This window comes from Pseudomonas sp. ABFPK (genome assembly GCF_001586765.1).
Lineage (GTDB): Bacteria > Pseudomonadota > Gammaproteobacteria > Pseudomonadales > Pseudomonadaceae > Aquipseudomonas > Aquipseudomonas asiatica.
In genome coordinates this window covers 16,615-41,043 of the sequence record NZ_LQXW01000004.1, presented here as the reverse complement: position 1 = coordinate 41,043, position 24,429 = coordinate 16,615, and the positions used below count along the sequence as shown (strand labels likewise).

Genomic DNA, 24,429 nt, shown 5'->3' with positions numbered 1-24,429 from the left:
AAGGCGCACCGTGCACGCAGGCGCACGCACGGATACCGGCCTGCGCCCGCCCACCGCGGGTTGCCAAGTGAAGCTCCAGGCCGGTCTCCGGGCTTGCGAGGGGCATGAAACCTTCACCTTCCCATGCAAGTGCACAGTGGTATCTCGAAGGGTTCGCTCGCTTACCGTTGCGGGGGCAGCGCCGGACTTGTCGTGGGCAACACGACGCACCGGCTTCCCGTTTCACCCTGCGCGCGGCGGCGCAGGGCACCTGAAACTGGCGGGCATATGACCATTGAAACGCGGGAGGCGTCAAATCTGCCTGCTACCAGTGAAACAACTCTCGTCGCGCCCCCTCGGTAATCGCCACGATCCCCGGGTGCTTGACCTTGCGCTCTACCGAAATGGCATAGAACGACTCGTGCACCGCCTCGGTCTGCCCGATCAGCTCCACGCCGTACTGGCGGCACACTTCCTCGGCGATCACGCTGGGCGCAACGAAAATGCCGCTGCCCGACTGCCCGAATGCCTGCATCAAGGCACTGTCATCGAACTCGCCCACGATCCGTGGCTGCACCTGCTGCTCACCCAGCCAGCGCAGCAGGCGGCTGCGTACCACGGTTTCCTGCCCGGGGATAAGCAATGGCGCATCCTGCAGGCAGGCGGGGAAGGGGCCTTCCAGGCGGTGTGCCAGCGCCGGGGTGGCGAAGAAGCTCAACCCGCATTCGCCCAGTTTCTGGCTATAGCCCTTGATGTCCAGGTGGCTGGGCATGGGGCTGTCGGAAATCACCAGGTCCAGGCGCTGGATCGCCAGGTCGGCCAGCAGCCGTTCGAGCTTGTCTTCGCGGCAGTTGATACGCAGCACGTCGTCCAGCTCCATGGTCGGTGCCAGCAGGCGGTAGACGATGGACTTGGGCACCACGTCCGCCACACCCACGCGGAACAGGATCTGCTCCTGCGGGCCGGCCCGCAGCATGGCCTCCAGTTCGCTTCCCAGCTGGAACATCTGCTCGGCATAGATCAGCGTCTGGCGCCCGGTTTCGGTCAGTTCCAGCTGGCGCCCCACGCGCTGGAACAGCTCCAGGCCATAGGTCTGCTCGAACAGGCTGATCTGACCGCTGATGGTTTGCGGGGTCAGGTTCAACTGTTCGCTGGCGCGGGCGATGCTGCCGGTCTTGGCCACGGCCCAGAAGTAGTGCAACTGCCGATAGTTGAGCATCGGTATCGTTCCGGATTCGTAAAAACCGAAGTATAACCGCTGAAAATACGAATTTTCCGGATGTGTTGCGCTCTTTAGAATGCGACTCCATCAGGCGCCGTGTGCGCCGCCGGAACATGAAAAGCGAGGAACCCATGCTGCAACTAAAATCCATCGGCACGCCGCTGGTGCTGGCCTTGGCCCTGTTCACCCTGGCCGGTTGCGAGCAGGCCGAGAAATCCGCCCAGCAGATGCTCGACCAGGCCGCGCAGTCGGCCAAGCAGGCCATCGACGACACCAACAAGGCCGCACAGCAGGCGTTGAGCGAGGCCATCGGCAGCGAAGGGCAAAAGCCCAAGGACGCCGACAACAAAGAAGACACCCAGGAAATCTGACCCCCAACCGCTGCTGCAGGATTTGAACAATGGAATACTTGCTGGAACTCGTCGCTAGCCCTACCGCCTGGGTTGCCCTGGCTACGCTGGTGGCCATGGAAGTCGTGCTGGGCATCGACAACCTGATCTTCATCTCCATCCTGACCAACAAGCTGCCGGTGGAGTACCGCTCCAAGGCGCGCCGTATCGGTATCAGCATGGCCTTGGTCATGCGCCTGGCCTTGCTCAGCACGGTGGCCTGGATCGTCCAGCTGACCGACCCGGTGTTTGAAGTATTCGGCAATGCCTTCTCCTGGAAGGACGTGATCCTGATTGCCGGTGGCCTGTTCCTGCTGTGGAAGGCGACCAAGGAAATCCACGAGAACGTCGACCCGCACGGGGCCAAGGAAGAAGCCAAGGTGTCGTCGACGGTTACCCTGGGCTTTGCCGCGGCGATCTTCCAGATCCTGCTGCTGGACATCGTCTTCTCGGTAGACAGCATCATCACCGCCGTGGGCATGACCGAGCACCTGCCTATCATGATCATTGCCGTTATCACTGCCGTGATCGTCATGATGGTGGCCGCCGACCCGTTGGCCAACTTCATCAACGACAACCCGACCGTGGTGATGCTGGCCCTGGGCTTCCTGATCATGATCGGCATGACGCTGATCGCCGAAGGTTTCGGCGCCCATGTACCGAAGGGTTATGTGTACGCGGCCATGGCCTTCTCGACGGCGATCGAGATCCTCAACATCCTGGCCCGTCGGGCGCGGTTGAAGCGTGAGGCGGCTGAAGGTTGATGTGAAAAAGCGGGGCGCTTGCGCCCCGTTCGCGGGTGAACCCGCTCCCACAGGTCCCCGCCGTTTCTGAAGGCAATGGAGGACCTTGTGGGAGCGGGTTCACCCGCGAATGGGCCTCGGAAATCTCTGAATCAGTGCACCCCGGCATGCCGCCGCGCCCGGCGCACAGGCTGTGGCTTGGCGGGGGCCTGCGGTGGCAGGTGGTGGTGGGAATGACGCCGCACGATACGCAGTACACCCCATAGCATGGCGGCTGCAACGCTCAGCCACATGCCAACCAGCATGAGGATTGCCATGGTCAGGCTCATCTGTGCCTCCATCTCTACGGGCCGCGCTCAGTCGCCGACGCTGGCCTTCCAGACACTGCTTTAGTCTAGTCTTTCGCCTGTGACGTTCCATTGACCAAAGGTCTATTGCTTGGTCCGATTTGCTCCTAAGCGGTGTCGGACTATACCCGCGCCGCTGTCCGACCTATGATCGGTGGCCAGAGCCGGGCGCTGCCTGCCCGGCGTTGGAGCAAGCGAGTGTCCATGCAGCAACCTTCCTTCAAGACCATCCCTCGTCGGCTGCTGGCTGCCTGCCTGGTTGCAGCCAGCCTGGCCGGTTGCGCCAGCGCACCCTCCGGCAACCTCAAGGGCCTGCCGCAGCGGGTCGAGATCAGCAGCGTGCCGTTCTACCGTGGCAACGCCAACCACAGCGGGGCCATGGCATTGGCGGCGGTGCTGTCGCAACAGGGTGCTCCGATCACGCCGGGGCTGCTGGACAAGCCGCTGAACCTGCCGCAGGGCGCCGAGGCCCTGGACACCGGCATCCCCCGGGTGGCGCGCGACTACGGCATGGTGGTGTATCCGCTGGACAAGCAGCTGGACGCGCTGTTGACCCAGGTGGCGGCGGGCAACCCGGTGCTGCTGCGTTACGAGGATGGTTCGGCCTGGTGGAGCGAGCCTCGCTACGCCGTGCTGATCGGCTACGACCGCTACAAGCAGCGGGTGCTGTTGCGCTCGGGCATGCACCGGCGGCAGTTGATGGCGTTCGATGACTTTGCCTCGGCGTGGGCGAAGCTTGGGAGCTGGGCGGTGCTGGTGCAGCCACCTCGGCAGCTGCCAGCCCAGGTGGACCGCCAGCGCTGGTTGCAGGCTGCCGATGAACTGGCCCGGGCGGGGCAGGAGATTGCGGCGAAGCAGGCTGTGAGTAGCCTGAACAAATAGCTTTGTCTGTACCGGCCCTTTCGCGGGTAAACCCGCTCCCACAGGAAACCCGCTGCCCTCAGGTCCAGTGATGTCCCTGTGGGAGCGGGTTTACCCGCGAAGAGGCCAGCCCTGCCTACATCAGAAGCCCAGGCGATCGCGCAGGCTGTAGTACCAGGCCCCAATGGCGCTGAACGGCACGCGCAGCATCTGGCCACCCGGGAACGGGTAGTGCGGCAGGCCGGCGAAGGCGTCGAAACGCTCGGCCTGGCCACGCATGGCCTCGGCCAGCACCTTGCCCGCCAGGTGGGTGTAGGTCACGCCGTGACCCGAGCAGCCCTGGGAGTAGTAGATATTGTCGCCGATACGGCCGACCTGTGGCAGACGCGACAGGGTCAGCAGGAAGTTGCCGGTCCAGGCGTAGTCGATCTTCACGTTCTTCAGTTGTGGGAAGGCCTTGAGCATCTTCGGACGGATGATCGCCTCGATGTTGGCCGGGTCACGCGCGCCGTACACCACGCCACCACCGAAGATCAGGCGCTTGTCGCTGGTCAGGCGGTAGTAGTCGAGCAGGTAGTTGCAATCCTCGACGCAGTAGTCCTGCGGCAGCAGGGTGCGCGCCAGTTCGTCGCCCAGCGGTTCGGTGGTGATCACCTGGGTGCCGCATGGCATGGACTTGCTGGCCAGCTCCGGCACCAGGTTGCCCAGGTAGGCGTTGCCGGCGACGATGATGAACTTGGCGCGGACCTTGCCCTGCGGGGTGTGCACCACCGGGTTGGCGCCACGCTCGATGCGTACGGCCGGGGTTTGTTCATAGATGATGCCGCCCAGCGACTCGACCGCGGCGGCTTCGCCCAGGGCCAGGTTCAGCGGGTGGATGTGGCCGCCGCTCATGTCCAGCATGCCGCCCACATAGTTGTCGCAGGCGACCACTTCGCGGATGCGCTTCTGGTCCATCAGCTCCAGCTGGTTGTGACCGAAGCGTTCCCACAGGCGCTTTTGCGACTCCAGGTGGCCCATCTGCTTGCTGGTGAGGGCAGCGAACACGCCACCGTCCTTCAGGTCGCACTGGATGTTGTACTTGGCCACGCGCTCACGAATGATGCGCCCGCCTTCGAAGGCCATGTGGCCCAGCAGCTGGGCCTGCTTGGGGCCGACGGTGCGCTCGATGACGTCGATGTCGCGGCTGTAGCTGTTGACGATCTGGCCGCCGTTGCGGCCCGATGCACCGAAGCCGACCTTGGCTGCTTCGACGATGCTCACCTTGAAGCCGTTCTCCAGCAGGAACAGGGCGCTGGACAGACCGGTGTAGCCGGCGCCGATGATGCACACATCGGTTTCCACCTCACCCTGCAGCGCCGGACGTGGCGGCACCGGGTTGGCCGAGGCGGCGTAGTAGGACTGGGGGTAGGGGGTGTTAGCCATGCTGCAGGAACCTCGTGTTTTATATTTTTAACGAATGTACCGATGCTATCAATAATAATAAACACCCGCTAGTCGTCCGTTGAAAATCCTTTACTCGGTCCCCGCCAGCGCACTTTTCTATAAAGAGTTTAAGATTCAGTAGGTTAGCGCGAAAAAAAGTGTTGACAGGGTTTTTGGAATGGGTAGAATGCGCACCACACGACAGGCACATAGCTCAGTTGGTTAGAGCACCACCTTGACATGGTGGGGGTCGTTGGTTCGAGTCCAATTGTGCCTACCAAATCGAAGAAGGGGTGATCCGCAAGGGTCACCCCTTTTTTTCATTGGGTTCTCGCGGCCTGGTGCTGCGCGGCAGCTCCTTATGCACGAATTCGCAAAGTTTTTGATTTTTCTGAAAAAAACGCTTTACAGGTACGCATTCGATCACTAATATGCGCACCACACGACAGGCACATAGCTCAGTTGGTTAGAGCACCACCTTGACATGGTGGGGGTCGTTGGTTCGAGTCCAATTGTGCCTACCAAATCGAAAAAGGGCGATCAGTAATGATCGCCCTTTTTGCTGTGTGCATGAAGCAGCGTGTAACGTTTGGTCGCGGTTCGGGGCATTGCCCGGCGTGCTAGAATCCGCCCCTTCGAATCTGGAGGTACACGCGTGCGCAAACTGGCTGTGGTAATGGCAGTGCTCGCCCTGGCGGGCTGTGAGAACGAGGTCGAAGGCGTGCACAAACAGGTGGCCGAACACCTGCACAACCCCAAGACCGCCAAGTTCGGCAACGTGCGGATCGACACCCAGGGCACCATCTGTGGCCAGGTCCGTGGCAAGGATGATGCCGGGCAGTACGAGGCCTACCGCAGCTACGTGGCCATCAAGCGCGATGGCCAGTACGAAATCATCGTCGACGACAGCGGCAACAACCTGCGCATCCGCGAGATGTGCGGCGGCGCCGAGCTGCAGCGCCGCGCCGAGGCCCTGGCTGGCCAGCCGGCCCCGCAAGGCTGGGATGTGGAAGTGATTCAGGGTGCAAACATGGGCGCGCTCAGCGACATGACCGCACGCCTGATCGAAAAGGGCATCCCGTCCTCGGTGGAGTACCGCGACGGCAAGCCGGTGGTGCTGATGGGGCCATTCCCCACCCGTGAGGAAGCCGAAGCGCGCAAGGCCGAGGTAATGGCCAAGCTGGGTACCGATTCGGTGGTGATTCAGCACGGCGCAGCGCGCTGAAAACTCTGTGTGAGTGGGGCTGTAGGAGCGGCCTTGTGTCGCGACGGGCTGCGAAGCAGCCCCACAGAATCTGCTGTGATGCCGAAATCCCGGGGCTGCTTCGCAGCCCGTCGCGACGCAAGGCCGCTCCTACAGGGCGTGCGCCAGCTTCCGGATTTCGAGCAGGCTAACGCGCGCTAGACATTGTCCGCACAGTTTTGGCTATGCTTGTCAGGAAGAAGCCGAACGGGGAGGGCCTCATGTCTACACTGGAGCGGGCCATTGCCGTGGCCGCCAGGGCGCATGAAGGGCAATACGACAAGGGTGGGGCCGCTTATATCCTCCACCCGCTACGCGTGATGATGCGGGTTTCCACAACCGAACAACGGATTGTCGCGGTGCTGCACGATGTGATCGAAGACACCCCGCTGACCCTGTCCGACCTGGCGCGCGAGGGTTTCGCGCTGAAAATCCTTGCCGCCTTGCTGGCGCTCAGCCGCCGTGAGGGCGAGGCCTACCAGGACTTCGTGGTGCGCCTGGGCGGTGACCCGCTGGCGCGCACCGTCAAGCTGGCCGATCTGGCCGACAACAGCGACCTTTCGCGCATCCCGTGCCCAGGCCCCACCGACCTGGCGCGGCTGGCGCGTTACCGCGAAGCCAGCGCCTACCTGCAGGCCTTGGCTTGAGGCTGAATGCAGTCAGTCTTCCTTCGGTACCGTCCAGAAAATCTGCACGCCGCCATCGTCGCGGTGGGCGAGGGTGACGTTATCGTTTTCGGCGATTTCCTCTAGCAGGGTTTCCCAATCTTCCGGGGTTTCCTGCTCCAGACGGAAGATCAACGCCGCACGGCTGCGCTGGGCAGTGGGGCTGTTGATGATTTTCTGAATGCGCATACCCAGTTGTTCATAGCTGCTTGGGGTGGCGGAGGCGGTGCTGGACACAAGTGTTTCCTTGTTTTTGCTGTATGCGCATACAGTATTTCACTGTAAGTAATTTCGCAACAGTCAGACAGCAAACGCCCCGCCTGGGCAGCGGGGCTGTTTGCATTTCAGGGGTGGCTGGCGATCAGTACTCCCAGAAGATCCGCTGCAGCTCCTTGCTGTCCTGGGTCCTGGTCATCGCTACCATCGCCAGAATCCGCGCTTTCTGTGGGTTCAGGTCATGGGCCACGACCCAGTCGTTCTTGTCATCCGGCTGCTCGGCGTTGCGCAGCACGAAGCCACCCTGGTTGACGTGCGACGAGCGAATGATCTGCACGCCGTTCTTGCGCAGCTCCTGCAGCGCCGGCACCACGCGCGACGACACCGAACCGTTGCCGGTACCGGCATGGATCAGTGCCTTGGCGCCGTTCTGCGCCAGTGCCTTGTAGGCGGTGTCGGTGACGTTGCCATAGCCATAGGCGATATCCACCTGCGGCAGGCTGCTGATCTGCTTGATGTCGAACTCGGAGTTGACCGTGTGGCGCTTGGCCGGCAGGCGGAACCAGTACGACTTGCCTTCCACCACCATGCCCATCGGGCCCCAGGCGCTCTTGAAGGCTTCGGTCTTGATGTTCACTGCCTTGCTGACATCGCGCCCGGACTGGATCTCGTCATTCATGGTCACCAGCACGCCCTTGCCGCGCGACTGCTTGTCGCTGGCCACGGCCACGGCGTTGTAAAGGTTGAGCATGCCGTCGGCGGACATGGCGGTGCCCGGGCGCATCGAACCGACGACCACGATCGGCTTGTCGGTCTTTTCCACCAGGTTGAGGAAGTAGGCGGTCTCTTCCAGGGTGTCGGTGCCGTGGGTGATGACGATACCGTCGACGTCCTTGCTTTCGGCGAGTTCGGCAACGCGTTTGCCCAACTTGAGCAGGTCGTCGTTTGAGATGCTCTCAGAGGCGATCTGCATGACCTGCTCGCCGCGGACGTTGGCCAGGTCGGCCAGCTCCGGCACACCGGCGATCAGTTTGTCGACGCCCAGCTTGGCGGCCTGGTAGGTGGCGCTGTTGGCGGCGCTGGCACCAGCGCCGGCAATGGTGCCGCCGGTGGCGAGGATGACCACATTGGCCAGCTTCTGCTGGGTTTCAGCCTCTTTGGCCGAAACGGTGGCTGGAATGGCCAGCAGCACGGCGAGTGCGCTGGGGGCGAAGATTTTCAGTGCGGCATTCATCGTTATTGTTCTCTCTCTTCCTAATGAGATGGTGGTTTTGTCGCACAGGGTGCAAGGCAGGTTTCGTACCAGTTGCGCGCACGGCCCTTGTGGGGGCGGCCTTGCGTCGCGAAAGGGGCGCGTAGCGGCCCCGGATTCCGGCGCAACAACACACATTGCCGGGGCCGCCTTGCGGCCCTTTTGCGTCACAAGGCCGCCCCAACATGAAGGTGCGGTCCATTCGAGATTCCGAACAAACGCAGGAAAAGACGTTCGGCTTTTCGGAAAAAATCCGGATAAACTGCGCCAAGCTCGACTTGACCTCCGACAGCCAAACGGATTTGACAAACCCCGGTCCTGTTTCCATAGTTAGGCAACGCAAACGTTTGCGATCCGACAAAAAACACAAGATTCGGAGTCATCGTCCATGAAACTGCCGTTCCCCGGTCGTCTGCTGGCCCTCGCGGTCATTTCCTCGCTGTCCCTGGCCCTGCCAATTTCCACCGCCCATGCCGAAGACAAGCCCAAGGTCGCCCTGGTCATGAAGTCGCTGGCCAACGAGTTCTTCCGCACCATGGAAGACGGCGCCAAGGACTACCAGAAAGCCCACGCCGATGAATTCGAACTGATCGCCAACGGCATCAAGAACGAGACCGACACCGGCGAGCAGATCCGCATCGTCGAGCAAATGGTCAACGCGGGCGCCAAGGCCCTGGTCATTGCCCCGGCGGACTCCAAGGCGCTGGTATCGGCGGTGAAGAAGGCCATGGACCAGGGCGTGGTGGTGATCAATATCGACAACCGCCTGGACCCTGAACTGCTCAAGAGCAAAGGCATCAGCGTACCCTTCGTGGGCCCCGACAACCGCAAGGGCGCGCGCCTGGTGGGTGACTACCTGGCCAACGAGAAGCTCAAGGCCGGCGACCAGGTCGGCATCATCGAAGGCGTGCCGACCACCACCAACGCCCAGCAGCGTACCGCCGGCTTCAAGGACGCCATGGACGCCGCGCAGATCAAGATCGTTTCGGTGCAGAGCGGCAACTGGGAAATCGACAAAGGCAACGCCGTCGCCGCCTCCATGCTCAACGAATACCCCGACCTGAAAGCCCTGCTGGCCGGCAACGACAGCATGGCCCTGGGCGCGGTGTCGGCCGTGCGTGCCGCCGGCAAGACCGGCCAGGTGCAAGTGGTGGGCTACGACAACATCAACGCCATCAAGCCGATGCTCGCCGATGGCCGTGTACTGGCCACCCTCGACCAGGCGGCCAGCCAGCAGGCGGTGTACGGCATCCAGGCGGCGCTGAAAATGGTCAAGGGCGAGAAACCCGACGTGGATGCCGACAACGTCATCCAGACCCCGGTCCAACTCATCACCAAACCCTGATCGCTGGCAGGAGAAACGGCCATGCCTGCATCGGCCAACGAAGTAGTGCTCGCCGCCAGCGGCCTGGGCAAGACCTACGCCCAGCCCGTGCTCGGCGAGGTCAGCCTGAACCTGCGTGCCGGCGAAGTGCTGGCCCTGACCGGCGAGAACGGCGCGGGCAAAAGCACCCTGTCCAAACTCATCAGTGGCCTGGAAACCCCCACCACCGGGCACATGCGCTACCGCGGTCAGGCCTACGCGCCTGGCAGCCGCAGCGAGGCTGAGCGCCTTGGCGTGCGCATGGTCATGCAGGAACTGAACCTGCTGCCCACGCTGACCGTGGCGGAAAACCTGTTCCTCGACAACCTGCCCGGCCGCTTCGGCTGGATCAGCCAGAAGCGCCTGCGCCAGCTGGCCACGGCCGCCATGGCCCAGGTCGGCCTCGACGCCATCGACCCGGACACCCCGGTCGGCGAGCTGGGCATCGGCCACCAGCAGATGGTCGAGATCGCCCGCAACCTGATTGGCGACTGCCATGTGCTGATCTTCGACGAGCCCACCGCCATGCTCACCGCGCGCGAAGTGGAGCTGCTGTTCACCCAGATCGAGCGCCTGCGCCAACGTGGTGTGGCCATCGTCTACATCTCCCATCGCCTGGAAGAACTGCAGCGCGTGGCCCAGCGCATCGTCGTGCTGCGCGACGGCAAGCTGGTGTGCGACGAACCGATCGAGCGCTACAGCAGCGCCGAACTGGTCAACCTGATGGTCGGCCGCGAGCTGGGCGAGCATATCGACCTGGGCCGCCGGCAGATCGGCACGGCGCTGCTCAAGGTCGACAGGCTCAGCCGTGCCGACAAGGTGCGTGGAGTGTCGTTCGAGGTCAGGGCAGGGGAGATCTTCGGCATCTCCGGCCTGATCGGTGCCGGCCGTACTGAGCTGTTGCGCCTGATCTACGGCGCCGACCGTGCCGACAGCGGCAGCATCGCCCTCGGCCAGCCGCCCAAGGCTGTCACCATCGACTCGCCCAAGGCTGCGGTGCAGGCCGGTATCGCGCTGATCACCGAAGACCGCAAAGGCGAGGGCCTGCTGCTGACACAGTCGATCAGCGCGAATATCGCCCTGGGCAACCTCGGCGCGGTTTCACGGGCCGGGGTGCTCGATGGCGAAGCCGAAGCGGCATTGGCCGAACGCCAGATCCAGGCCATGCGCATTCGCAGTGCCGGCGCGCAGCAGGTGGTGGGCGAGCTGTCTGGCGGCAACCAGCAGAAGGTGGTGATCGGCCGCTGGCTGGAGCGCGACTGCCAGGTGCTGCTGTTCGACGAGCCCACCCGTGGCATCGACGTCGGCGCCAAGTTCGACATCTATGGCCTGCTGGCCGAGCTGGCGCGCCAGGGCAAGGCCCTGGTGGTGGTGTCCAGTGACCTGCGCGAGCTGATGCTGATATGCGACCGCATCGCCGTGCTGTCGGCCGGTCGCCTGATCGACACCTTCGAGCGGGACCATTGGAGCCAGGACCAGTTGCTGGCCGCGGCCTTTGCCGGTTATCAGAAACGTGACGCACTGCTGCATGAAGCAGCTCCCAGGATGGATGCATGAAAACCACCCCGCTCGACAGCCAAGGCGCCGCACCGGTGCGCCGCAGTGGCACCTATCTTGGCCTGGGTACCTACCTGGGTCTGGCCGGCGCCTTGCTGGCGATGATCGTGCTGTTCTCGTTCCTCAGCAGCCACTTCTGGTCGTACAACACCTTCAGTACCCTGGCCAACCAGATCCCCGACCTGATGGTACTGGCGGTGGGCATGACCTTCGTGCTGATCATCGGCGGCATCGACCTGTCGGTGGGCTCGGTACTGGCGCTGGCGGCCTCCACGGTCAGCGTGGCGATCCTCGGCTGGGGCTGGGGCGTGGTGCCTTCGGCCCTGCTGGGCATGGCCGTGGCGGCACTGGCCGGCAGCATCACCGGCGGCGTCACCGTGGCCTGGCGCATTCCGTCGTTCATCGTTTCGCTCGGGGTGCTGGAAATGGCCCGCGGCCTGGCCTACCAGTTCACCGACTCGCGCACCGCCTATATCGGTGATGCCTATGCCTGGTTCTCCAACCCCATCGCATTCGGCATCTCGCCGGCGTTCATCATCGCCTTGCTGGTGATCGTGCTGGCCCAGTTGGTGCTGACCCGCACGGTGTTCGGCCGCTACCTGATCGGTATCGGCACCAACGAAGAGGCCGTGCGCCTGGCCGGCATCGACCCGCGCCCGTACAAGGTGCTGGTGTTCGCCCTGATGGGCCTGCTCGCCGGGCTGGCCGCGCTGTTCCAGATCTCGCGCCTGGAAGCCGCCGACCCCAATGCCGGCTCCGGCCTGGAGCTGCAGGTAATCGCCGCCGTGGTGATTGGCGGCACCAGCCTGATGGGCGGGCGCGGCTCGGTCATCAGCACCTTCTTTGGCGTGCTGATCATTTCGGTGCTGGCCGCAGGGCTGGCGCAGATCGGTGCCAGCGAACCGACCAAACGCATCATCACCGGGGCGGTGATCGTCATCGCCGTGGTGCTCGACACCTACCGTAGCCGGCGTGCAGGCCGGCGGAACTGAGAACATGGCAACCATCAAAGACGTCGCGGCACTGGCGGGCATTTCCTACACCACCGTGTCCCATGTGCTGAACAAGACCCGGCCGGTCAGCGAGCAGGTACGGCTGAAAGTCGAAGCCGCCATCGCCGAGCTCGACTACGTGCCCAGCGCCGTGGCCCGCTCGCTGAAAGCACGCAGCACGGCCACCATCGGCTTGCTGGTGCCCAACAGCGTCAACCCGTACTTCGCCGAACTGGCGCGGGGCATCGAAGACGCCTGCGAACGCAACGGCTACTGCGTGATCCTGTGCAACTCCGACGACAACCCGCAGAAGCAGCGCAGCTACCTGCGCGTACTGCTGGAAAAACGCATCGACGGCCTGGTGGTGGCTTCGGTGGGCCAGGACAGCGACCTGCTGCAAAGCCTGACTGGCGTGCGCACGCCAATGGTGATCGTCGACCGCGAACTGGATGGCATCGATGCCGACCTGGTGCGCATCGACCACGAGCAAGGCGCCTACCTGGCCACCCGCCACTTGCTGGAGCTTGGCCACCGCGACATCGCCTACATCGGCGGCCCCGCCGAGACCGGGGTCACCCAGCTGCGCCTGAGCGGCTTCCGTCGCGCCATGGCCGAGGCCGGCGCAGCGGTGCTGGGCGACCGCGTGCTGCACTGCGACTTCACCAGCCCGGGGGGCCATGCGGTGGCAACCCGGTTGCTGGAGGGCAAGCGGCCTACGGCGATTTTTGCCGGCAACGACATGATCGGCTTCGGTGTGTTGCGTGCCGCGGCCGAACGCAATATCAACGTGCCCGGCGAGCTGTCGGTGATCGGCTTCGACGACATCGAGCTCAGCCGTTACGTGTACCCGCCGTTGACCACGGTGGGCCAGTCGATTCGCGAGCTGGGCGAGAGCGCCGCGTCGCTGTTGCTGGCGCGTATCGGCACCCCCCGCCAGGGCGCGGCAGAGCAACGCATCGTCGCCCCGCGCATTGTGCTGCGCGAGTCCACCGGGCCGCGCCCGGACCTGTTCAACGATTACCGCTGATGCTAAGGAAATGTCATGAATGCCAAGGTTGTGGTGGTCGGTAGCCTCAACATGGACCTGGTGGCCCGCGCGCAGCGCCTGCCCCGGGCCGGCGAAACACTCCCCGGCGAAAGCTTTTTCACCGTGCCGGGCGGCAAGGGGGCCAACCAGGCAGTGGCCGTGGCGCGCCTGGGCGGCAGCGTGGCGATGATCGGCAACGTCGGCGACGATGACTATGGTCGACAACTGCACCGGGCCCTGTATGTGGAAGGCATCGACTGCCAGGGCGTCACCACCTGCCAGGGCGTGTCCAGCGGTGTGGCGCTGATCACCGTGGATGCCGCCAGCCAGAACTGCATCGTCATCATCCCCGGTGGCAACGGCCTGCTGACCCCGCAGTCGGTGCAGTGTTTCGATGCGCTGCTGCAGGCGGCCGAAGTGATCATCTGCCAGCTGGAAGTACCGGCCGACACCGTGGCCTGGACCCTTGCCAGGGGGCGCGAGCTGGGCAAGCGGGTAATCCTGAACCCGGCGCCGGCGACCGGCCCCTTGCCGGCGGACTGGTTCGCCCGCATCGACTACCTGACGCCCAACGAAAGCGAGGCCGAAGCCCTGACCGGCGTGGCGGTGACTGACCTGGACAGCGCCCGACGTGCCGGCGAGTGCTTGCTGCAACTGGGCGCGGGCAAAGTGATCATTACCCTGGGCGCGCAAGGGGCCTTGCTGGTCACCCCTGGGGGCCACCAGCACTTCCCCGCGCCGGTGGTGCAGCCGCTGGACACCACGGCAGCCGGCGATACCTTCATCGGCGGCTTTGCCGCTGGCCTGGTGCGCGGCCTGGGGGAGGGCGACGCCATCGCTTTCGGCCAGCGCGCCGCAGCCCTGTCGGTTACCCGCGCCGGCGCCCAGCCGTCGATTCCCTACCTGGCGGAGCTTGCGCCATGAAGAAAACCCCACTGCTGAACGTTGCCCTTTCGCGGACCATCGCCGGCATGGGGCATGGTGACATCCTGGTGATCGGTGATGCCGGGCTGCCGGTGCCGCCGGGTGTCGAACTGATCGACCTGGCCGTCACGCCTGGCCTGCCGGATTTCGCCAGCGTGTTGCGGGTTGTGCTGAGCGAGTTGCAGGTAGAGCGCCACGTGCTGGCCGAAGAGATGCAGAAAGTGGTGCCGCCGGCGCTGGTCGAAATCGAGCGGCTGAAGGGCAAGCTGGGCAAGCGCGAATGGCTGAGCCATGAAGATTTCAAGGAGTTGTCACGCAGTGCCCGTGCGGTTGTGCGCACTGGCGAGTGCCAGCCCTACAGCAACATCGCGCTGATTTCCGGCGTGACTTTCTAGCTCGTCGTCCCCTGTGGGAGCGGGTTCACCCGCGAACACCGGCGAAGCCGGTGCCAGCCACCGCGTTGCCTTCTTCGCGGGTAAACCCGCTCCCACAGGGATTTGCGGTGTATCAGGAATACCAATCCAGGCAACAGGAGTGCCACCCATGCTCAAACCCCTGCTACAAGGAATCGCCCTCATGGCCGCAGCCACCACCCTCCAGGCCGCCCCCATCGACCTGATCATCGACACCGACCCCGGCGCCGACGACGTGGTCGCGCTGTTCCTGGCCATGGCCTCGCCCGACGAGCTCAACGTCCTCGCCATCACCACCGTGGCCGGCAACGTGCGCCTGGAAAAGACCTCGCGCAACGCCCGCCTGGCCCGCGAATGGGCCGGCCGCGAAGACATCCCCGTTTACGCCGGCGCCGCTCGCCCGCTGGTGCGCAAGCCGATCTACGCCGCCGAGGTGCACGGCGAAGAAGGCCTCACCGGCAGCCAGGTGCACGAACCGAAAGCGCCGCTGGCCCAAGGCAATGCCGTGCAATACCTGGTCGACACCCTTGGCGCCGCCAAGCCCCACAGCATCACCATCGCCATGCTCGGCCCGCAAACCAACCTGGCCCTGGCGCTGATCCAGCGCCCGGACATCGCCAAAGGCATCAAGCAAGTGGTGGTCATGGGCGGTGCCCATTTCAACGGTGGCAACATCACCCCGGTGGCGGAGTTCAACCTCTATGCCGACCCGCATGCCGCCGAAGTGGTGCTGGCCAGCGGCGTGCCGCTGACCTACCTGCCGCTGGACGTCACCCACAAGCTGCTGACCAGCGACGCCCGCCTCAAGCAACTGGCGGCGGTGAACAACCAGGCCAGCAAGCGGGTGGTGGATATCCTCAACGCCTACATCACCCACGACATGGACCTGTACGGCATGCCCGGCGGCCCGGTGCACGATGCCAGCGTCATCGCCTACCTGCTCAAGCCCGAGCTGTTCAGCGGCCGGCGTATCCACATGACCATCGACAGCCGCGAAGGCCCCAGCTTCGGCCAGACCCTTGCCGACTGGTACGGCGTGCTCAAGCAGCCAGCCAACGTGATGTGGGTGGACGAGGGCGATGCCCAGGGCCTGTTCGACCTGCTCAGCGCCCGTTTGGCGCGATTGGAATAGCCGTGTGCGGCGCGTAGCGCTCGAACACCTGGTCGAAGAAGCTGCGTGCCGCCTCGGCGCCGCGATCGCGCACCAGCAGGTCGATGGCAATCAGCAGCAACTCCTCCGGCGTGCCAGGGCTGTACGCGCTCTGGCCTTCGGCCCATTTGACCTTGATATCGGCTTCGATGCTGTGGCTGCTCATGAAAGGCTCTCGCTTGGGGCCCGGGACGAAGGGGCGAACACCTGACCCTGGTGTTCGATGGAGGCGGGGTGCGCTCCACTTCTTGCACTAAATCATGACTTTGCGTCAGTGACCTTGCGGCTTAAGCATATGGCAAACGCAGCGGGTTGTGCAAAATCCGGTCACGATTGCGTTTTCGCCTCGGCTGGCGAGTTCAGGCAGACTTGACCGGTTTTGCAACAAAAGATCAGCGGAACTGTCGGATCAGACAGTTCCCGGACCGATTTAGGAGGCTTCATGTTCCGTACCCGTGCTTACCTGGCAACCCTGGCGGTGGCTGCTGTCCTGGCTGGTTGCAGCACTGGTGGCAATTCTGCTGGTGGCGCTGCGCCAGCCACGCCGGCAGGCAACGATGGCCGCTGCGAAGCCAGCGGCGCCGATTTCGCCATTGGCAAGCTTGCCAGCGCCGAGCTGCTGGAGCAGGCGCGCAAGGCCAGTGGCTCGCAGATGGCCCGCATTCTCAAGCCGCATGACGTGGTTACCCTCGAGTACCGTTCCGAGCGCTTGAACCTGAATGTGGACGAGCAGGGCAAGGTGGTTCGCGTCAACTGCGGTTGATACAGCCCGGAGGATCGACGCGGTCCCTGTAGGAGCGGCCTTGTGTCGCGAAAGGGCCGCAAAGCGGCCCCGGCCATTGATGCTGCGAAGCTGAAACCCTTGGGCCGCTACGCGGCCCTTTCGCGACACAAGGCCGCTCCTACAAAAAACGAGCGTGTGCAGCCTGGTAAACGCCCATAAAAAAACCCGCCACAAGGGCGGGTTTTTTTACAGCTATCCGAATTACTCCGGACGAACCTGTGCAGCCTGCATGCCCTTCTGGCCGCGCTCGGCGACGAAGGAAACAGTCTGGCCTTCTTTCAGGCTCTTGAAGCCGTCAGATTCGATGGCCTTGAAGTGAACGAACAGGTCGTCGCCGCCGCCTGCTGGGGTGATGAAGCCGTAGCCTTTCTCATCATTGAACCATTTGACGGTGCCTTGTTGGCGATTGGACATGGGTGAATCTCCAGAACATTTAGTTTTTTCAGTGGTGCAATGCGGCCGAGGCTACGGAGCACGGAACACATCATAGTCTAATTCTGCGCATCTAGCGCCTTTTACCTTCGCAGGATGTTGATCCAGCTCAAAGAATGGCTGGTCTGCTCTGGCTTTAAGGTTTCAGCTCTTCGGTGCACAGGCCTGTTTCACGGCCATCTGGGCCTTCTGCATCAGCTTGGCGTCCACGCCATCGTTGCTGTCGAGGTCGGCAATTTCCGCGTCGGTGAAATTCTTTTTGATGGTTTGCGCGCCACAGTCGCAGTGCTTTTTCGCGGTCGCAGCGTCAACGCCTTGGCCTTGAGCCACTTGCGTGCACTGGGTCATGTAGGCAGCTTCCTTCCCGGCCGGGAAGTTGCCGGCGTTCGCAGCCATGGGCAGCAGCAGGGCCCCAGCGGCCGCCAGGGCCAGAAGAGACGGAACTCGCATAACCAGTTACTCCTTGGGTTAAGGTCTCATCAAGAGTAGGTTGCTTCCCAAAGTCTGATAGGAATTTTTCCGCGTTAGTTCACCGCTGCGGCGTAATTTCCAAATATTTCTGCCTGGCGTGCAACCCGCGTGCTAGCATGCCCGGCTTGCAGCTGACAACTTGCAGCTTGCAGCTATCTTTTTTCTTTCCAGTCACTCTGGTTCGTCCCTGGCAAGCCGAAAGGCTTCTGCCACTGTGAGGCAGGCTTCCCGTTGCGGGAAGGCAGGTCGGATCTTGTACTGGCTCATCCCAACCCACGTGACCTTTGGTAGGGGTCACCACTAGGAGAGGAGGCGCCATGCCCGTTATTACTCTTCCCGATGGCAGTCAACGTTCGTTCGATCATGCCGTATCCGTAGCCGAAGTCGCCGCTTCCATCGGCGCCGGCCTGGCCAAGGCCACCGTGGCCGGCAAGGTCGACGGCAAACTGGTCGATGCCTGCGACCTGATCAGCAACGACGCCACCCTGCAGATCATCACCCCTAAAGATGAAGAGGGACTGGAGATCATTCGTCACTCGTGCGCCCACCTGGTCGGCCACGCAGTGAAACAGCTGTACCCGACCGCCAAGATGGTGATCGGCCCGGTCATCGACGAAGGCTTCTACTACGACATCGCCTACGAGCGCCCCTTCACCCCTGAAGACATGGCCGCCATCGAAAAGCGCATGATGGAGCTGATCGACAAGGACTACGACGTCATCAAGAAGGTGACCCCGCGCGCCGAAGTCATCGAGGTGTTCAAGGCCCGTGGCGAAGACTACAAGCTGCGCCTGGTCGAAGACATGCCGGACGAGCAGGCCATGGGCCTGTACTACCACGAAGAATACGTCGACATGTGCCGCGGCCCGCACGTGCCGAACACCCGCTTCCTCAAGGCATTCAAGCTGACCAAGCTGTCCGGCGCCTACTGGCGCGGCGATGCCAAGAACGAGCAGCTGCAACGCGTGTACGGCACCGCCTGGGCCGACAAGAAGCAGCTGGCGGCATACATCCAGCGCATCGAAGAAGCCGAAAAACGCGACCACCGCAAGATCGGCAAGCAGCTCGACCTGTTCCACCTGCAGGAAGAAGCCCCGGGCATGGTGTTCTGGCACGCCAACGGCTGGACCGTGTACCAGGTACTCGAGCAGTACATGCGCCAGGTGCAGCGCGTCAACGGCTACCAGGAAATCAAGACCCCGCAGGTTGTCGACCGCATTCTCTGGGAACGTTCCGGCCACTGGTCCAACTACGCCGAGAACATGTTCACCACTTCGTCGGAAAGCCGTGACTACGCGGTCAAGCCGATGAACTGCCCGTGCCACGTGCAGGTGTTCAACCAGGGCCTGAAGAGCTACCGCGACCTGCCGCTGCGCCTGGCCGAGTTCGGTGCCTGCCACCGTAACGAGCCGTCCGGCGCCCTGCACGGCATCATGCGCGTGCGTGGCTTCGTGCAGGACGACGCGCACATCTTCTGCACCGAAGAACAGGTGAAGAAAGAAGCCGCCGACTTCATCAAGCTGACCCTGGACGTGTACAAGGACTTCGGCTTCACCGACATTGCCATGAAGCTGTCGACCCGCCCGGCCAAGCGCGTGGGTTCCGAAGAGCTGTGGGACCGTGCCGAAGGCGCACTGGCCGACGCCTTGAACGAATCGGGCCTGGAGTGGGAATACCAGCCGGGCGAGGGCGCCTTCTACGGCCCGAAGATCGAGTTCACCCTGCGCGACTGCCTCGGCCGTAACTGGCAGTGCGGTACCCTGCAGTACGACCCGAACCTGCCAGAACGCCTGGATGCCAGCTATATCGCCGAAGATAACAGCCGTGTTCGCCCGGTCATGCTGCACCGCGCCATCCTCGGTTCGTTCGAGCGCTTCATCGGCATGCTGATCGAGCACTACGCCGGCGTGTTCCCGGCCTGGCTGGCCCCAACCCAGGCCGTGATCATGAACATCACCGACAAGCAGGCCGATTTCGCCCTCGAGGTGGAAAATACCCTGAACGGTAGCGGTTTCCGTGCCAAGTCGGACTTGAGAAATGAGAAGATCGGCTTTAAAATCCGCGAGCATACTTTGCTCAAGGTCCCGTACCTTTTGGTTATAGGGGATCGCGAAGTCGAAACGCAGACCGTCGCCGTACGCACCCGTGAAGGCAAAGACCTCGGCTCCATGCCGGTGGCTGAATTCACGCAGCTGCTCAACAGCGCTGTTGCCCAGCGCGGTCGCCTAGAATCGGAGTAATGACTATTAAGCGTGAAATGAGAAACGATAAACGAACTGCACCGAAAGCCCCGATCAACGAGAATATCTCGGCACGCGAGGTTCGGTTAATTGGCGCTGACGGCGAGCAGATTGGCATCGTCTCGATTGATGAAGCGCTTCGTATCGCTGATGAAGCGAAGCTGGATCTGGTGGAAATCTCCGCCGACGCGCAACCGCCCGTCTGCAAGGTGATGGACTACGGCAAGCACCTCTTCGAGAAGAAGAAGCAGGCCAACGAAGCCAAGAAAAACCAGAAGCAGATCCAGATCAAAGAAATCAAGTTTCGTCCAGGGACGGAAGAAGGGGATTACCAGGTAAAACTACGCAACCTGGTACGTTTCCTTACCGATGGGGACAAGGCCAAGATCTCTCTGAGATTCCGCGGCCGTGAGATGGCCCACCAGGAGCTGGGCATGGAGCTGTTGAAGCGGGTCGAAGCCGACCTCGCCGAATACGGCTCCGTTGAGCAGCATCCGAAGATGGAAGGACGCCAGCTTATGATGGTCATCGCCCCCAAAAAGAAGAAGTAATCTCCCGGGCACGGCAGGCCTGATGATTATTGTGTAATTTTATCGAATGCGGAGTTCCAACATGCCAAAAATGAAAACCAAGAGCGGTGCTGCGAAGCGCTTCCTGAAGACCGCTTCCGGCTTCAAGCACAAGCACGCTTTCAAGAGCCACATCCTGACCAAAATGTCGACCAAGCGTAAGCGTCAACTGCGCGGTGCCAGCCTGCTGCACCCGTCTGACGTGGCAAAAGTCGAGCGCATGCTGCGCGTACGTTAATTCTGGTTTAGATAGAGGAAGTTACTCATGGCTCGTGTTAAGCGTGGCGTCATCGCTCGTAAGCGTCACAAGAAAATTCTGAAACTGGCTAAAGGCTACTACGGTGCACGCTCGCGCGTATTCCGCGTTGCCAAGCAGGCTGTCATCAAGGCAGGTCAATATGCCTACCGTGACCGTCGTCAGAAGAAGCGTCAGTTCCGCGCACTGTGGATCGCTCGTATCAACGCCGGTGCCCGCACCAACGGTCTGTCCTACAGCCGTCTGATTGCTGGCCTGAAAAAGGCTTCGATCGAAATCGACCGTAAGGTTCTGGCCGATCTGGCAGTGAACGAAAAAGCGGCGTTTGCTGCGATTGTCGAGAAAGCTAAAGCCGTTCTGGCTTAAGTACCCGCGACAATCACCCGGCGGCGCTAGCGCCGTCGGGCATTGAACGTCATCGATAGGGGAAGAGCCTTCAAAGCTCTTCCCCTATTTTCGTATCTGGAGTCTGTACATGGAAAACCTGGATGCGTTGGTCTCCCAAGCCCTAGAGGCCGTGGAGCGCGCTGAAGACATCAATACCCTGGAACAGATCCGGGTGAACTATCTCGGCAAGAAAGGCGAGCTGACCCAGGTGATGAAGACCCTGGGCAACCTGCCAGCCGAAGAGCGGCCGAAAGTCGGCGCGCTGATCAACGACGCCAAAGAGCGCGTTACCGTTGTGCTCAATGCCCGCAAGGCCGCCTTTGAAGAAGCCGAGCTCAGCGCTCGCCTGGCTGCCGAATGCATTGACGTCACCCTGCCAGGCCGCGGCCAGGCCACCGGTGGCCTGCACCCGATCACCCGTACACTCGAGCGCATCGAGCAGTTCTTCACCCACATCGGCTACGGCATTGCCGAAGGCCCAGAGGTGGAAGACGACTACCACAACTTCGAAGCGCTCAACATCCCTGGCCACCACCCGGCCCGGGCGATGCACGACACCTTCTACTTCAATGCCAACATGCTGCTGCGCACCCACACCTCGCCGGTGCAGGTGCGGACCATGGAGTCCACCCAGCCGCCAATCCGCATTGTCTGCCCGGGCCGCGTATACCGCTGCGACTCGGATATCACCCACTCGCCGATGTTCCACCAGGTCGAAGGCCTGCTGATCGATCGCGATATCAACTTCGCCGACCTCAAGGGCACCATCGAAGAATTCCTGCGCGTGTTCTTCGAAAAAGAACTGGCGGTACGTTTCCGCCCATCGTTCTTCCCCTTCACCGAGCCGTCCGCCGAAGTCGACATCCAGTGCGTGATGTGTTCCGGCAAAGGCTGCCGCGTGTGCAAGCAGACCGGCTGGCTGGAAGTGATGGGCTGCGGCATGGTGCACCCGAACGTGCTACGCATGTCCGGCATCGACCCTGAAGAGTTCCAGGGCTTCGCCTTCGGCATGGGCGCCGAGCGCCTGGCCATGCTGCGCTACGGCGTCAACGATTTGCGTCTGTTCTTCGATAACGACCTGCGGTTCCTTGCCCAATTCCGCTAGGCCCAATCGACGCACATTCTAGGAGAACAGCATGAAATTCAGTGAACAGTGGCTGCGCGGTTGGGTAAACCCGCAAGTCTCCCGTGACGAACTGGTCGCCCGCCTGTCCATGGCCGGCCTCGAAGTCGACAGCGTTACCCCCGCTGCCGGCCAGTTCAGCGGCATCGTCGTGGGCGAAATCCTCGCCACCGAACAACACCCGGACGCCGACAAGCTGCGCGTGTGCCAGGTAAGCAACGGCCAGGAAACCTTCCAGGTCGTGTGCGGCGCCCCTAACGCCCGCCCAGGCATCAAGATCCCGTTCGCCATGATCGGCGCCGAACTGCCAGGCGACTTCAAGATCAAGAAGGCCAAGCTGCGCGGTGTCGAGTCCTTCGGCATGCTGTGCTCGGCTGCCGAGCTGCAGATCAGCGAAGAGAACGACGGCCTGCTGGAACTGGCTGCCGACGCCCCGGTTGGCGAAGACATTCGCCAGTACCTGAGCCTGGACGACGCCAGCATCGAAATCGGCCTCACCCCCAACCGCGGCGACTGCCTGTCCATCGCCGGCCTCGCCCGCGACGTCAGCGCCCTGTACGACACCCCGGTCACCCGCCCGGTAGTGCCAGCCGTACCGGCTGCCCACGACGAAGTGCGCCCGGTCGAAGTCAGCGCCCCGGCTGCCTGCCCACGCTACCTGGGCCGCGTCATCCGCAACGTAGACCTGAGCAAGCCGACCCCGCTGTGGATGGTCGAACGCCTGCGCCGCAGCGACGTGCGCAGCATCGACGCTGCCGTCGACATCACCAACTACGTGATGCTCGAACTCGGCCAGCCGATGCACGCCTTCGACCTGGCAGAAATCAACGGCGGCATCCGCGTACGCATGGCCGAAGAGGGCGAGAAGCTCGTCCTGCTCGACGGCCAGGAAGTTGCCCTGCGCGCCGACACCCTGGTAATCGCCGACCACACCCGCGCCCTGGCCATTGCCGGCGTCATGGGTGGCGAGCACAGCGGTGTGAACACCGAAAAAACCCGCGACCTGTTCCTGGAAAGCGCCTTCTTCGAGCCGATCTCCGTCGCCGGTAAAGCCCGTTCCTACGGCCTGCACACCGACGCCTCGCACCGCTACGAGCGCGGCGTAGACTCGCAGCTGGCCCGCGAAGCCATGGAGCGCGCCACCCAGCTGCTGCTGGACATCGTCGGCGGCGAAGCCGGCCCGGTTGTCGAAGCCGTCAGCGAACAACACCTGCCGCAAGTGGCCCCGGTTACCCTGCGCGCCGAACGCATCACCCAGATGCTCGGCATGGAAATGGACCCAGCCCAGGTCGAGCAGCTGCTCAACGCTCTGGAGCTGACCACGACTAAAAACGGGGAAGGGCAGTGGATCGTCAACGTCCCAAGCCACCGCTTCGACATCAGCCTGGAAGTGGACCTGATCGAAGAGCTGGCCCGCCTGTACGGCTACAACAACCTGCCGGTTCGCTACCCACAAGCCCGCCTGGCCCCCCAGGGCAAGCTGGAAACCCGCGGTGACCTGCCGACCCTGCGCCGCCTGCTGGTTGCCCGCGGCTACCAGGAAGCCATCACCTACAGCTTCATCGACCCGAAACTGTTCGAACTGTTCAGCCCGGGCGTAGAGCCGCTGCTGCTGGCCAACCCCATCTCCAGCGACATGGCCGCCATGCGCGCGTCCCTGTGGCCGGGCCTGGTCAAGGCACTGCAGCACAACCTGAACCGCCAGCAAGACCGCGTGCGCCTGTTCGAAAGCGGCCTGCGCTTCGTCGGCCAGCTTGGCGACCTGAAGCAGCAGCCGATGATCGCCGGCGTTATCACCGGCAGCCGCCTGCCAGAAGGCTGGGCCAACGGCCGTGACGGCGTCGACTTCTTCGACGTGAAGGCCGACGTGGAAGCCCTGCTGGGCTACTCCGGCGCCCTGAGCGACTTCACCTTCAGTGCCGGCAAGCACCCAGCCCTGCACCCAGGCCAGACCGCCGCCATCGAGCGTGACGGCAAGCTGGTCGGTTACCTCGGCGCCATCCACCCAGAGCTGGCAAAAGCCCTGGACCTGGACCGCCCGGTGTTCCTGTTCGAGCTGGTGCTGGGCGACGTGGTCGAAGGCCGCCTGCCGAAATTCAGCGAGCTGTCCAAGTTCCCGGAAACCCGCCGCGACCTGGCTTTGATCGCAGGACGTGATGTAGCTTCTAGCTCGGTGCTTGAAGTAATTCGTGACAATGCAGGCGAATGGCTCACAGACCTCAGGCTGTTTGATGTCTACCAAGGTAAAGGCATTGATCCTGATAGAAAAAGCCTTGCCGTCGGCTTGACCTGGCAGCATCCATCGCGCACTCTTAACGACGATGAGGTGAACGCCGCACTGCAAAACATCCTCACCTCGCTCGAACAAAGGTTGAACACCACGTTAAGGAAATAACGGC

General features: G+C 62.9%; 27 protein-coding genes, 2 tRNA genes and 1 riboswitch. Of the genes, 21 read left to right on the top strand and 8 right to left on the bottom strand.

The window, feature by feature from the left end; translation table 11 throughout:
• Window positions 1–60: 60 nt before the first annotated feature.
• A riboswitch (cobalamin riboswitch) is annotated at window positions 61–269 on the bottom strand.
• Between the two features lie 35 nt (window positions 270–304).
• Entirely contained in the window at window positions 305–1,198 is an 894-nt protein-coding gene (nhaR, locus tag WM94_RS04030; protein WP_013971990.1) for a transcriptional activator NhaR, read from the bottom strand.
• 134 nt (window positions 1,199–1,332) lie between these two features.
• On the opposite strand from nhaR, the gene WM94_RS04025 reads away from it, so the two are divergent.
• Both WM94_RS04025 and WM94_RS04020 read left to right on the top strand, forming a co-directional pair.
• Window positions 1,333–1,572 carry a hypothetical protein gene (locus WM94_RS04025; RefSeq protein WP_015269781.1) on the top strand — a complete coding sequence of 80 codons (240 nt, stop codon included), beginning with the start codon at window positions 1,333–1,335 and terminating at the stop codon, window positions 1,570–1,572.
• Window positions 1,573–1,601: 29 nt separating this feature from the next.
• Complete coding sequence (locus WM94_RS04020; protein WP_003260907.1) at window positions 1,602–2,354, top strand: TerC family protein; 753 nt, start codon at window positions 1,602–1,604, stop codon at window positions 2,352–2,354.
• Window positions 2,355–2,485: 131 nt separating this feature from the next.
• On the opposite strand, the gene WM94_RS30375 is transcribed toward WM94_RS04020, so the two are convergent.
• Complete coding sequence (locus tag WM94_RS30375; protein ID WP_167506588.1) at window positions 2,486–2,662, bottom strand: hypothetical protein; 177 nt, start codon at window positions 2,660–2,662, stop codon at window positions 2,486–2,488.
• A 165-nt stretch (window positions 2,663–2,827) separates the two neighbouring features.
• Here WM94_RS30375 and WM94_RS04015 point away from each other — a divergent pair, with 165 nt between their 5' ends.
• On the top strand, window positions 2,828–3,562 hold the full coding sequence (locus tag WM94_RS04015; protein ID WP_013971993.1) for a peptidase C39 family protein: 735 nt from the start codon (window positions 2,828–2,830) through the stop codon (window positions 3,560–3,562).
• A 120-nt stretch (window positions 3,563–3,682) separates the two neighbouring features.
• On the opposite strand, the gene WM94_RS04010 is transcribed toward WM94_RS04015, so the two are convergent.
• Window positions 3,683–4,966 (bottom strand): FAD-binding oxidoreductase, encoded by a 1,284-nt coding sequence (locus WM94_RS04010; protein WP_013971994.1) that lies wholly within the window; start codon window positions 4,964–4,966, stop codon window positions 3,683–3,685.
• 203 nt (window positions 4,967–5,169) lie between these two features.
• On the opposite strand from WM94_RS04010, the gene WM94_RS04005 reads away from it, so the two are divergent.
• The 4 genes from WM94_RS04005 (at window position 5,170) to WM94_RS03990 (ending at window position 6,856) form a co-directional block, all read left to right on the top strand.
• A tRNA-Val gene (locus WM94_RS04005) sits at window positions 5,170–5,246 on the top strand.
• 167 nt (window positions 5,247–5,413) lie between these two features.
• A tRNA-Val gene (locus WM94_RS04000) sits at window positions 5,414–5,490 on the top strand.
• A gap of 131 nt (window positions 5,491–5,621) precedes the next feature.
• Window positions 5,622–6,191, top strand: coding sequence for an SPOR domain-containing protein (locus tag WM94_RS03995; RefSeq protein ID WP_003260952.1), 570 nt, complete (start codon window positions 5,622–5,624; stop codon window positions 6,189–6,191).
• A gap of 239 nt (window positions 6,192–6,430) precedes the next feature.
• The gene (locus WM94_RS03990; RefSeq protein ID WP_003260953.1) at window positions 6,431–6,856 is read left to right on the top strand and encodes an HD domain-containing protein; all 426 of its coding nucleotides are present in this window, start codon (window positions 6,431–6,433) and stop codon (window positions 6,854–6,856) included.
• A gap of 12 nt (window positions 6,857–6,868) precedes the next feature.
• On the opposite strand, the gene WM94_RS03985 is transcribed toward WM94_RS03990, so the two are convergent.
• Window positions 6,869–7,111: a DUF1654 domain-containing protein gene (locus tag WM94_RS03985; RefSeq protein ID WP_003260955.1), complete on the bottom strand. Its 243-nt coding sequence runs from the start codon at window positions 7,109–7,111 to the stop codon at window positions 6,869–6,871.
• Between the two features lie 124 nt (window positions 7,112–7,235).
• The gene (locus WM94_RS03980; RefSeq protein ID WP_015269784.1) at window positions 7,236–8,324 is read right to left on the bottom strand and encodes an asparaginase; all 1,089 of its coding nucleotides are present in this window, start codon (window positions 8,322–8,324) and stop codon (window positions 7,236–7,238) included.
• A 406-nt stretch (window positions 8,325–8,730) separates the two neighbouring features.
• Between WM94_RS03980 and WM94_RS03975 the strand changes: the two genes are divergently transcribed.
• The 7 genes from WM94_RS03975 (at window position 8,731) to WM94_RS03945 (ending at window position 15,750) form a co-directional block, all read left to right on the top strand.
• Window positions 8,731–9,687 (top strand): sugar ABC transporter substrate-binding protein, encoded by a 957-nt coding sequence (locus tag WM94_RS03975; protein WP_061550493.1) that lies wholly within the window; start codon window positions 8,731–8,733, stop codon window positions 9,685–9,687.
• Between the two features lie 21 nt (window positions 9,688–9,708).
• Window positions 9,709–11,262 carry a sugar ABC transporter ATP-binding protein gene (locus tag WM94_RS03970; protein WP_061550492.1) on the top strand — a complete coding sequence of 518 codons (1,554 nt, stop codon included), beginning with the start codon at window positions 9,709–9,711 and terminating at the stop codon, window positions 11,260–11,262.
• Complete coding sequence (locus tag WM94_RS03965; protein WP_061550491.1) at window positions 11,259–12,254, top strand: ABC transporter permease; 996 nt, start codon at window positions 11,259–11,261, stop codon at window positions 12,252–12,254. Before WM94_RS03970 ends, WM94_RS03965 begins: the two co-directional genes overlap by 4 nt.
• A gap of 4 nt (window positions 12,255–12,258) precedes the next feature.
• Window positions 12,259–13,281, top strand: coding sequence for a LacI family DNA-binding transcriptional regulator (locus WM94_RS03960; protein WP_061550490.1), 1,023 nt, complete (start codon window positions 12,259–12,261; stop codon window positions 13,279–13,281).
• A 15-nt stretch (window positions 13,282–13,296) separates the two neighbouring features.
• Window positions 13,297–14,205, top strand: coding sequence for a ribokinase (gene rbsK, locus WM94_RS03955; RefSeq protein ID WP_061550489.1), 909 nt, complete (start codon window positions 13,297–13,299; stop codon window positions 14,203–14,205).
• Window positions 14,202–14,600 (top strand): D-ribose pyranase, encoded by a 399-nt coding sequence (gene rbsD, locus WM94_RS03950; RefSeq protein ID WP_061550488.1) that lies wholly within the window; start codon window positions 14,202–14,204, stop codon window positions 14,598–14,600. The genes rbsK and rbsD overlap by 4 nt, the downstream gene beginning before the upstream one ends.
• 148 nt (window positions 14,601–14,748) lie before the next feature.
• Entirely contained in the window at window positions 14,749–15,750 is a 1,002-nt protein-coding gene (locus WM94_RS03945) for a nucleoside hydrolase (RefSeq protein ID WP_061550487.1), read from the top strand.
• On the opposite strand, the gene WM94_RS03940 is transcribed toward WM94_RS03945, so the two are convergent.
• Window positions 15,722–15,934, bottom strand: coding sequence for a hypothetical protein (locus WM94_RS03940; protein WP_003260960.1), 213 nt, complete (start codon window positions 15,932–15,934; stop codon window positions 15,722–15,724). The genes WM94_RS03945 and WM94_RS03940 overlap by 29 nt on opposite strands.
• A gap of 276 nt (window positions 15,935–16,210) precedes the next feature.
• Between WM94_RS03940 and WM94_RS03935 the strand changes: the two genes are divergently transcribed.
• Entirely contained in the window at window positions 16,211–16,531 is a 321-nt protein-coding gene (locus WM94_RS03935) for an I78 family peptidase inhibitor (protein ID WP_023660761.1), read from the top strand.
• 222 nt (window positions 16,532–16,753) lie between these two features.
• On the opposite strand, the gene WM94_RS03930 is transcribed toward WM94_RS03935, so the two are convergent.
• Together WM94_RS03930 and WM94_RS03925 are read right to left on the bottom strand one after the other, a co-directional pair.
• Window positions 16,754–16,966, bottom strand: a complete 213-nt coding sequence (locus tag WM94_RS03930) for a cold-shock protein (protein WP_003250656.1) — start codon at window positions 16,964–16,966, stop codon at window positions 16,754–16,756.
• A gap of 162 nt (window positions 16,967–17,128) precedes the next feature.
• On the bottom strand, window positions 17,129–17,434 hold the full coding sequence (locus tag WM94_RS03925) for a hypothetical protein (protein WP_038409261.1): 306 nt from the start codon (window positions 17,432–17,434) through the stop codon (window positions 17,129–17,131).
• A 338-nt stretch (window positions 17,435–17,772) separates the two neighbouring features.
• Here WM94_RS03925 and thrS point away from each other — a divergent pair, with 338 nt between their 5' ends.
• The 6 genes from thrS (at window position 17,773) to pheT (ending at window position 24,425) form a co-directional block, all read left to right on the top strand.
• The gene (gene thrS, locus WM94_RS03920; protein WP_061550486.1) at window positions 17,773–19,695 is read left to right on the top strand and encodes a threonine--tRNA ligase; all 1,923 of its coding nucleotides are present in this window, start codon (window positions 17,773–17,775) and stop codon (window positions 19,693–19,695) included.
• Complete coding sequence (infC, locus tag WM94_RS03915; RefSeq protein ID WP_013972005.1) at window positions 19,695–20,246, top strand: translation initiation factor IF-3; 552 nt, start codon at window positions 19,695–19,697, stop codon at window positions 20,244–20,246. The genes thrS and infC overlap by 1 nt, the downstream gene beginning before the upstream one ends.
• 61 nt (window positions 20,247–20,307) lie before the next feature.
• On the top strand, window positions 20,308–20,502 hold the full coding sequence (gene rpmI / locus WM94_RS03910) for a 50S ribosomal protein L35 (protein ID WP_003250667.1): 195 nt from the start codon (window positions 20,308–20,310) through the stop codon (window positions 20,500–20,502).
• 27 nt (window positions 20,503–20,529) lie between these two features.
• Window positions 20,530–20,886, top strand: a complete 357-nt coding sequence (gene rplT, locus WM94_RS03905; RefSeq protein ID WP_003250671.1) for a 50S ribosomal protein L20 — start codon at window positions 20,530–20,532, stop codon at window positions 20,884–20,886.
• Between the two features lie 109 nt (window positions 20,887–20,995).
• Complete coding sequence (gene pheS / locus WM94_RS03900; RefSeq protein WP_013972006.1) at window positions 20,996–22,012, top strand: phenylalanine--tRNA ligase subunit alpha; 1,017 nt, start codon at window positions 20,996–20,998, stop codon at window positions 22,010–22,012.
• Between the two features lie 31 nt (window positions 22,013–22,043).
• Window positions 22,044–24,425, top strand: a complete 2,382-nt coding sequence (gene pheT / locus WM94_RS03895) for a phenylalanine--tRNA ligase subunit beta (protein WP_061550485.1) — start codon at window positions 22,044–22,046, stop codon at window positions 24,423–24,425.
• The last annotated feature ends 4 nt before the right edge of the window (window positions 24,426–24,429 follow it).

Coding starts and splice junctions, on each gene's coding strand:
- WM94_RS04020 (WP_003260907.1), top strand. CDS start 1,602: ATGGAATACTTGCTGGAACTCGTCGCTAGCCCTACCGCCTGGGTTGCC.
- WM94_RS30375 (WP_167506588.1), bottom strand. CDS start 2,662: ATGAGCCTGACCATGGCAATCCTCATGCTGGTTGGCATGTGGCTGAGC.
- WM94_RS03965 (WP_061550491.1), top strand. CDS start 11,259: ATGAAAACCACCCCGCTCGACAGCCAAGGCGCCGCACCGGTGCGCCGC.
- rbsK (WP_061550489.1), top strand. CDS start 13,297: ATGAATGCCAAGGTTGTGGTGGTCGGTAGCCTCAACATGGACCTGGTG.
- WM94_RS03930 (WP_003250656.1), bottom strand. CDS start 16,966: ATGTCCAATCGCCAACAAGGCACCGTCAAATGGTTCAATGATGAGAAA.
- nhaR (WP_013971990.1), bottom strand. CDS start 1,198: ATGCTCAACTATCGGCAGTTGCACTACTTCTGGGCCGTGGCCAAGACC.
- WM94_RS03940 (WP_003260960.1), bottom strand. CDS start 15,934: ATGAGCAGCCACAGCATCGAAGCCGATATCAAGGTCAAATGGGCCGAA.
- WM94_RS04025 (WP_015269781.1), top strand. CDS start 1,333: ATGCTGCAACTAAAATCCATCGGCACGCCGCTGGTGCTGGCCTTGGCC.
- WM94_RS03945 (WP_061550487.1), top strand. CDS start 14,749: ATGCTCAAACCCCTGCTACAAGGAATCGCCCTCATGGCCGCAGCCACC.
- WM94_RS03975 (WP_061550493.1), top strand. CDS start 8,731: ATGAAACTGCCGTTCCCCGGTCGTCTGCTGGCCCTCGCGGTCATTTCC.
- WM94_RS04015 (WP_013971993.1), top strand. CDS start 2,828: ATGATCGGTGGCCAGAGCCGGGCGCTGCCTGCCCGGCGTTGGAGCAAG.
- WM94_RS03990 (WP_003260953.1), top strand. CDS start 6,431: ATGTCTACACTGGAGCGGGCCATTGCCGTGGCCGCCAGGGCGCATGAA.
- pheS (WP_013972006.1), top strand. CDS start 20,996: ATGGAAAACCTGGATGCGTTGGTCTCCCAAGCCCTAGAGGCCGTGGAG.
- WM94_RS03980 (WP_015269784.1), bottom strand. CDS start 8,324: ATGAATGCCGCACTGAAAATCTTCGCCCCCAGCGCACTCGCCGTGCTG.
- WM94_RS03935 (WP_023660761.1), top strand. CDS start 16,211: ATGTTCCGTACCCGTGCTTACCTGGCAACCCTGGCGGTGGCTGCTGTC.
- infC (WP_013972005.1), top strand. CDS start 19,695: ATGACTATTAAGCGTGAAATGAGAAACGATAAACGAACTGCACCGAAA.
- WM94_RS03960 (WP_061550490.1), top strand. CDS start 12,259: ATGGCAACCATCAAAGACGTCGCGGCACTGGCGGGCATTTCCTACACC.
- rplT (WP_003250671.1), top strand. CDS start 20,530: ATGGCTCGTGTTAAGCGTGGCGTCATCGCTCGTAAGCGTCACAAGAAA.
- pheT (WP_061550485.1), top strand. CDS start 22,044: ATGAAATTCAGTGAACAGTGGCTGCGCGGTTGGGTAAACCCGCAAGTC.
- thrS (WP_061550486.1), top strand. CDS start 17,773: ATGCCCGTTATTACTCTTCCCGATGGCAGTCAACGTTCGTTCGATCAT.
- WM94_RS03925 (WP_038409261.1), bottom strand. CDS start 17,434: ATGCGAGTTCCGTCTCTTCTGGCCCTGGCGGCCGCTGGGGCCCTGCTG.
- WM94_RS04010 (WP_013971994.1), bottom strand. CDS start 4,966: ATGGCTAACACCCCCTACCCCCAGTCCTACTACGCCGCCTCGGCCAAC.
- rpmI (WP_003250667.1), top strand. CDS start 20,308: ATGCCAAAAATGAAAACCAAGAGCGGTGCTGCGAAGCGCTTCCTGAAG.
- WM94_RS03970 (WP_061550492.1), top strand. CDS start 9,709: ATGCCTGCATCGGCCAACGAAGTAGTGCTCGCCGCCAGCGGCCTGGGC.
- rbsD (WP_061550488.1), top strand. CDS start 14,202: ATGAAGAAAACCCCACTGCTGAACGTTGCCCTTTCGCGGACCATCGCC.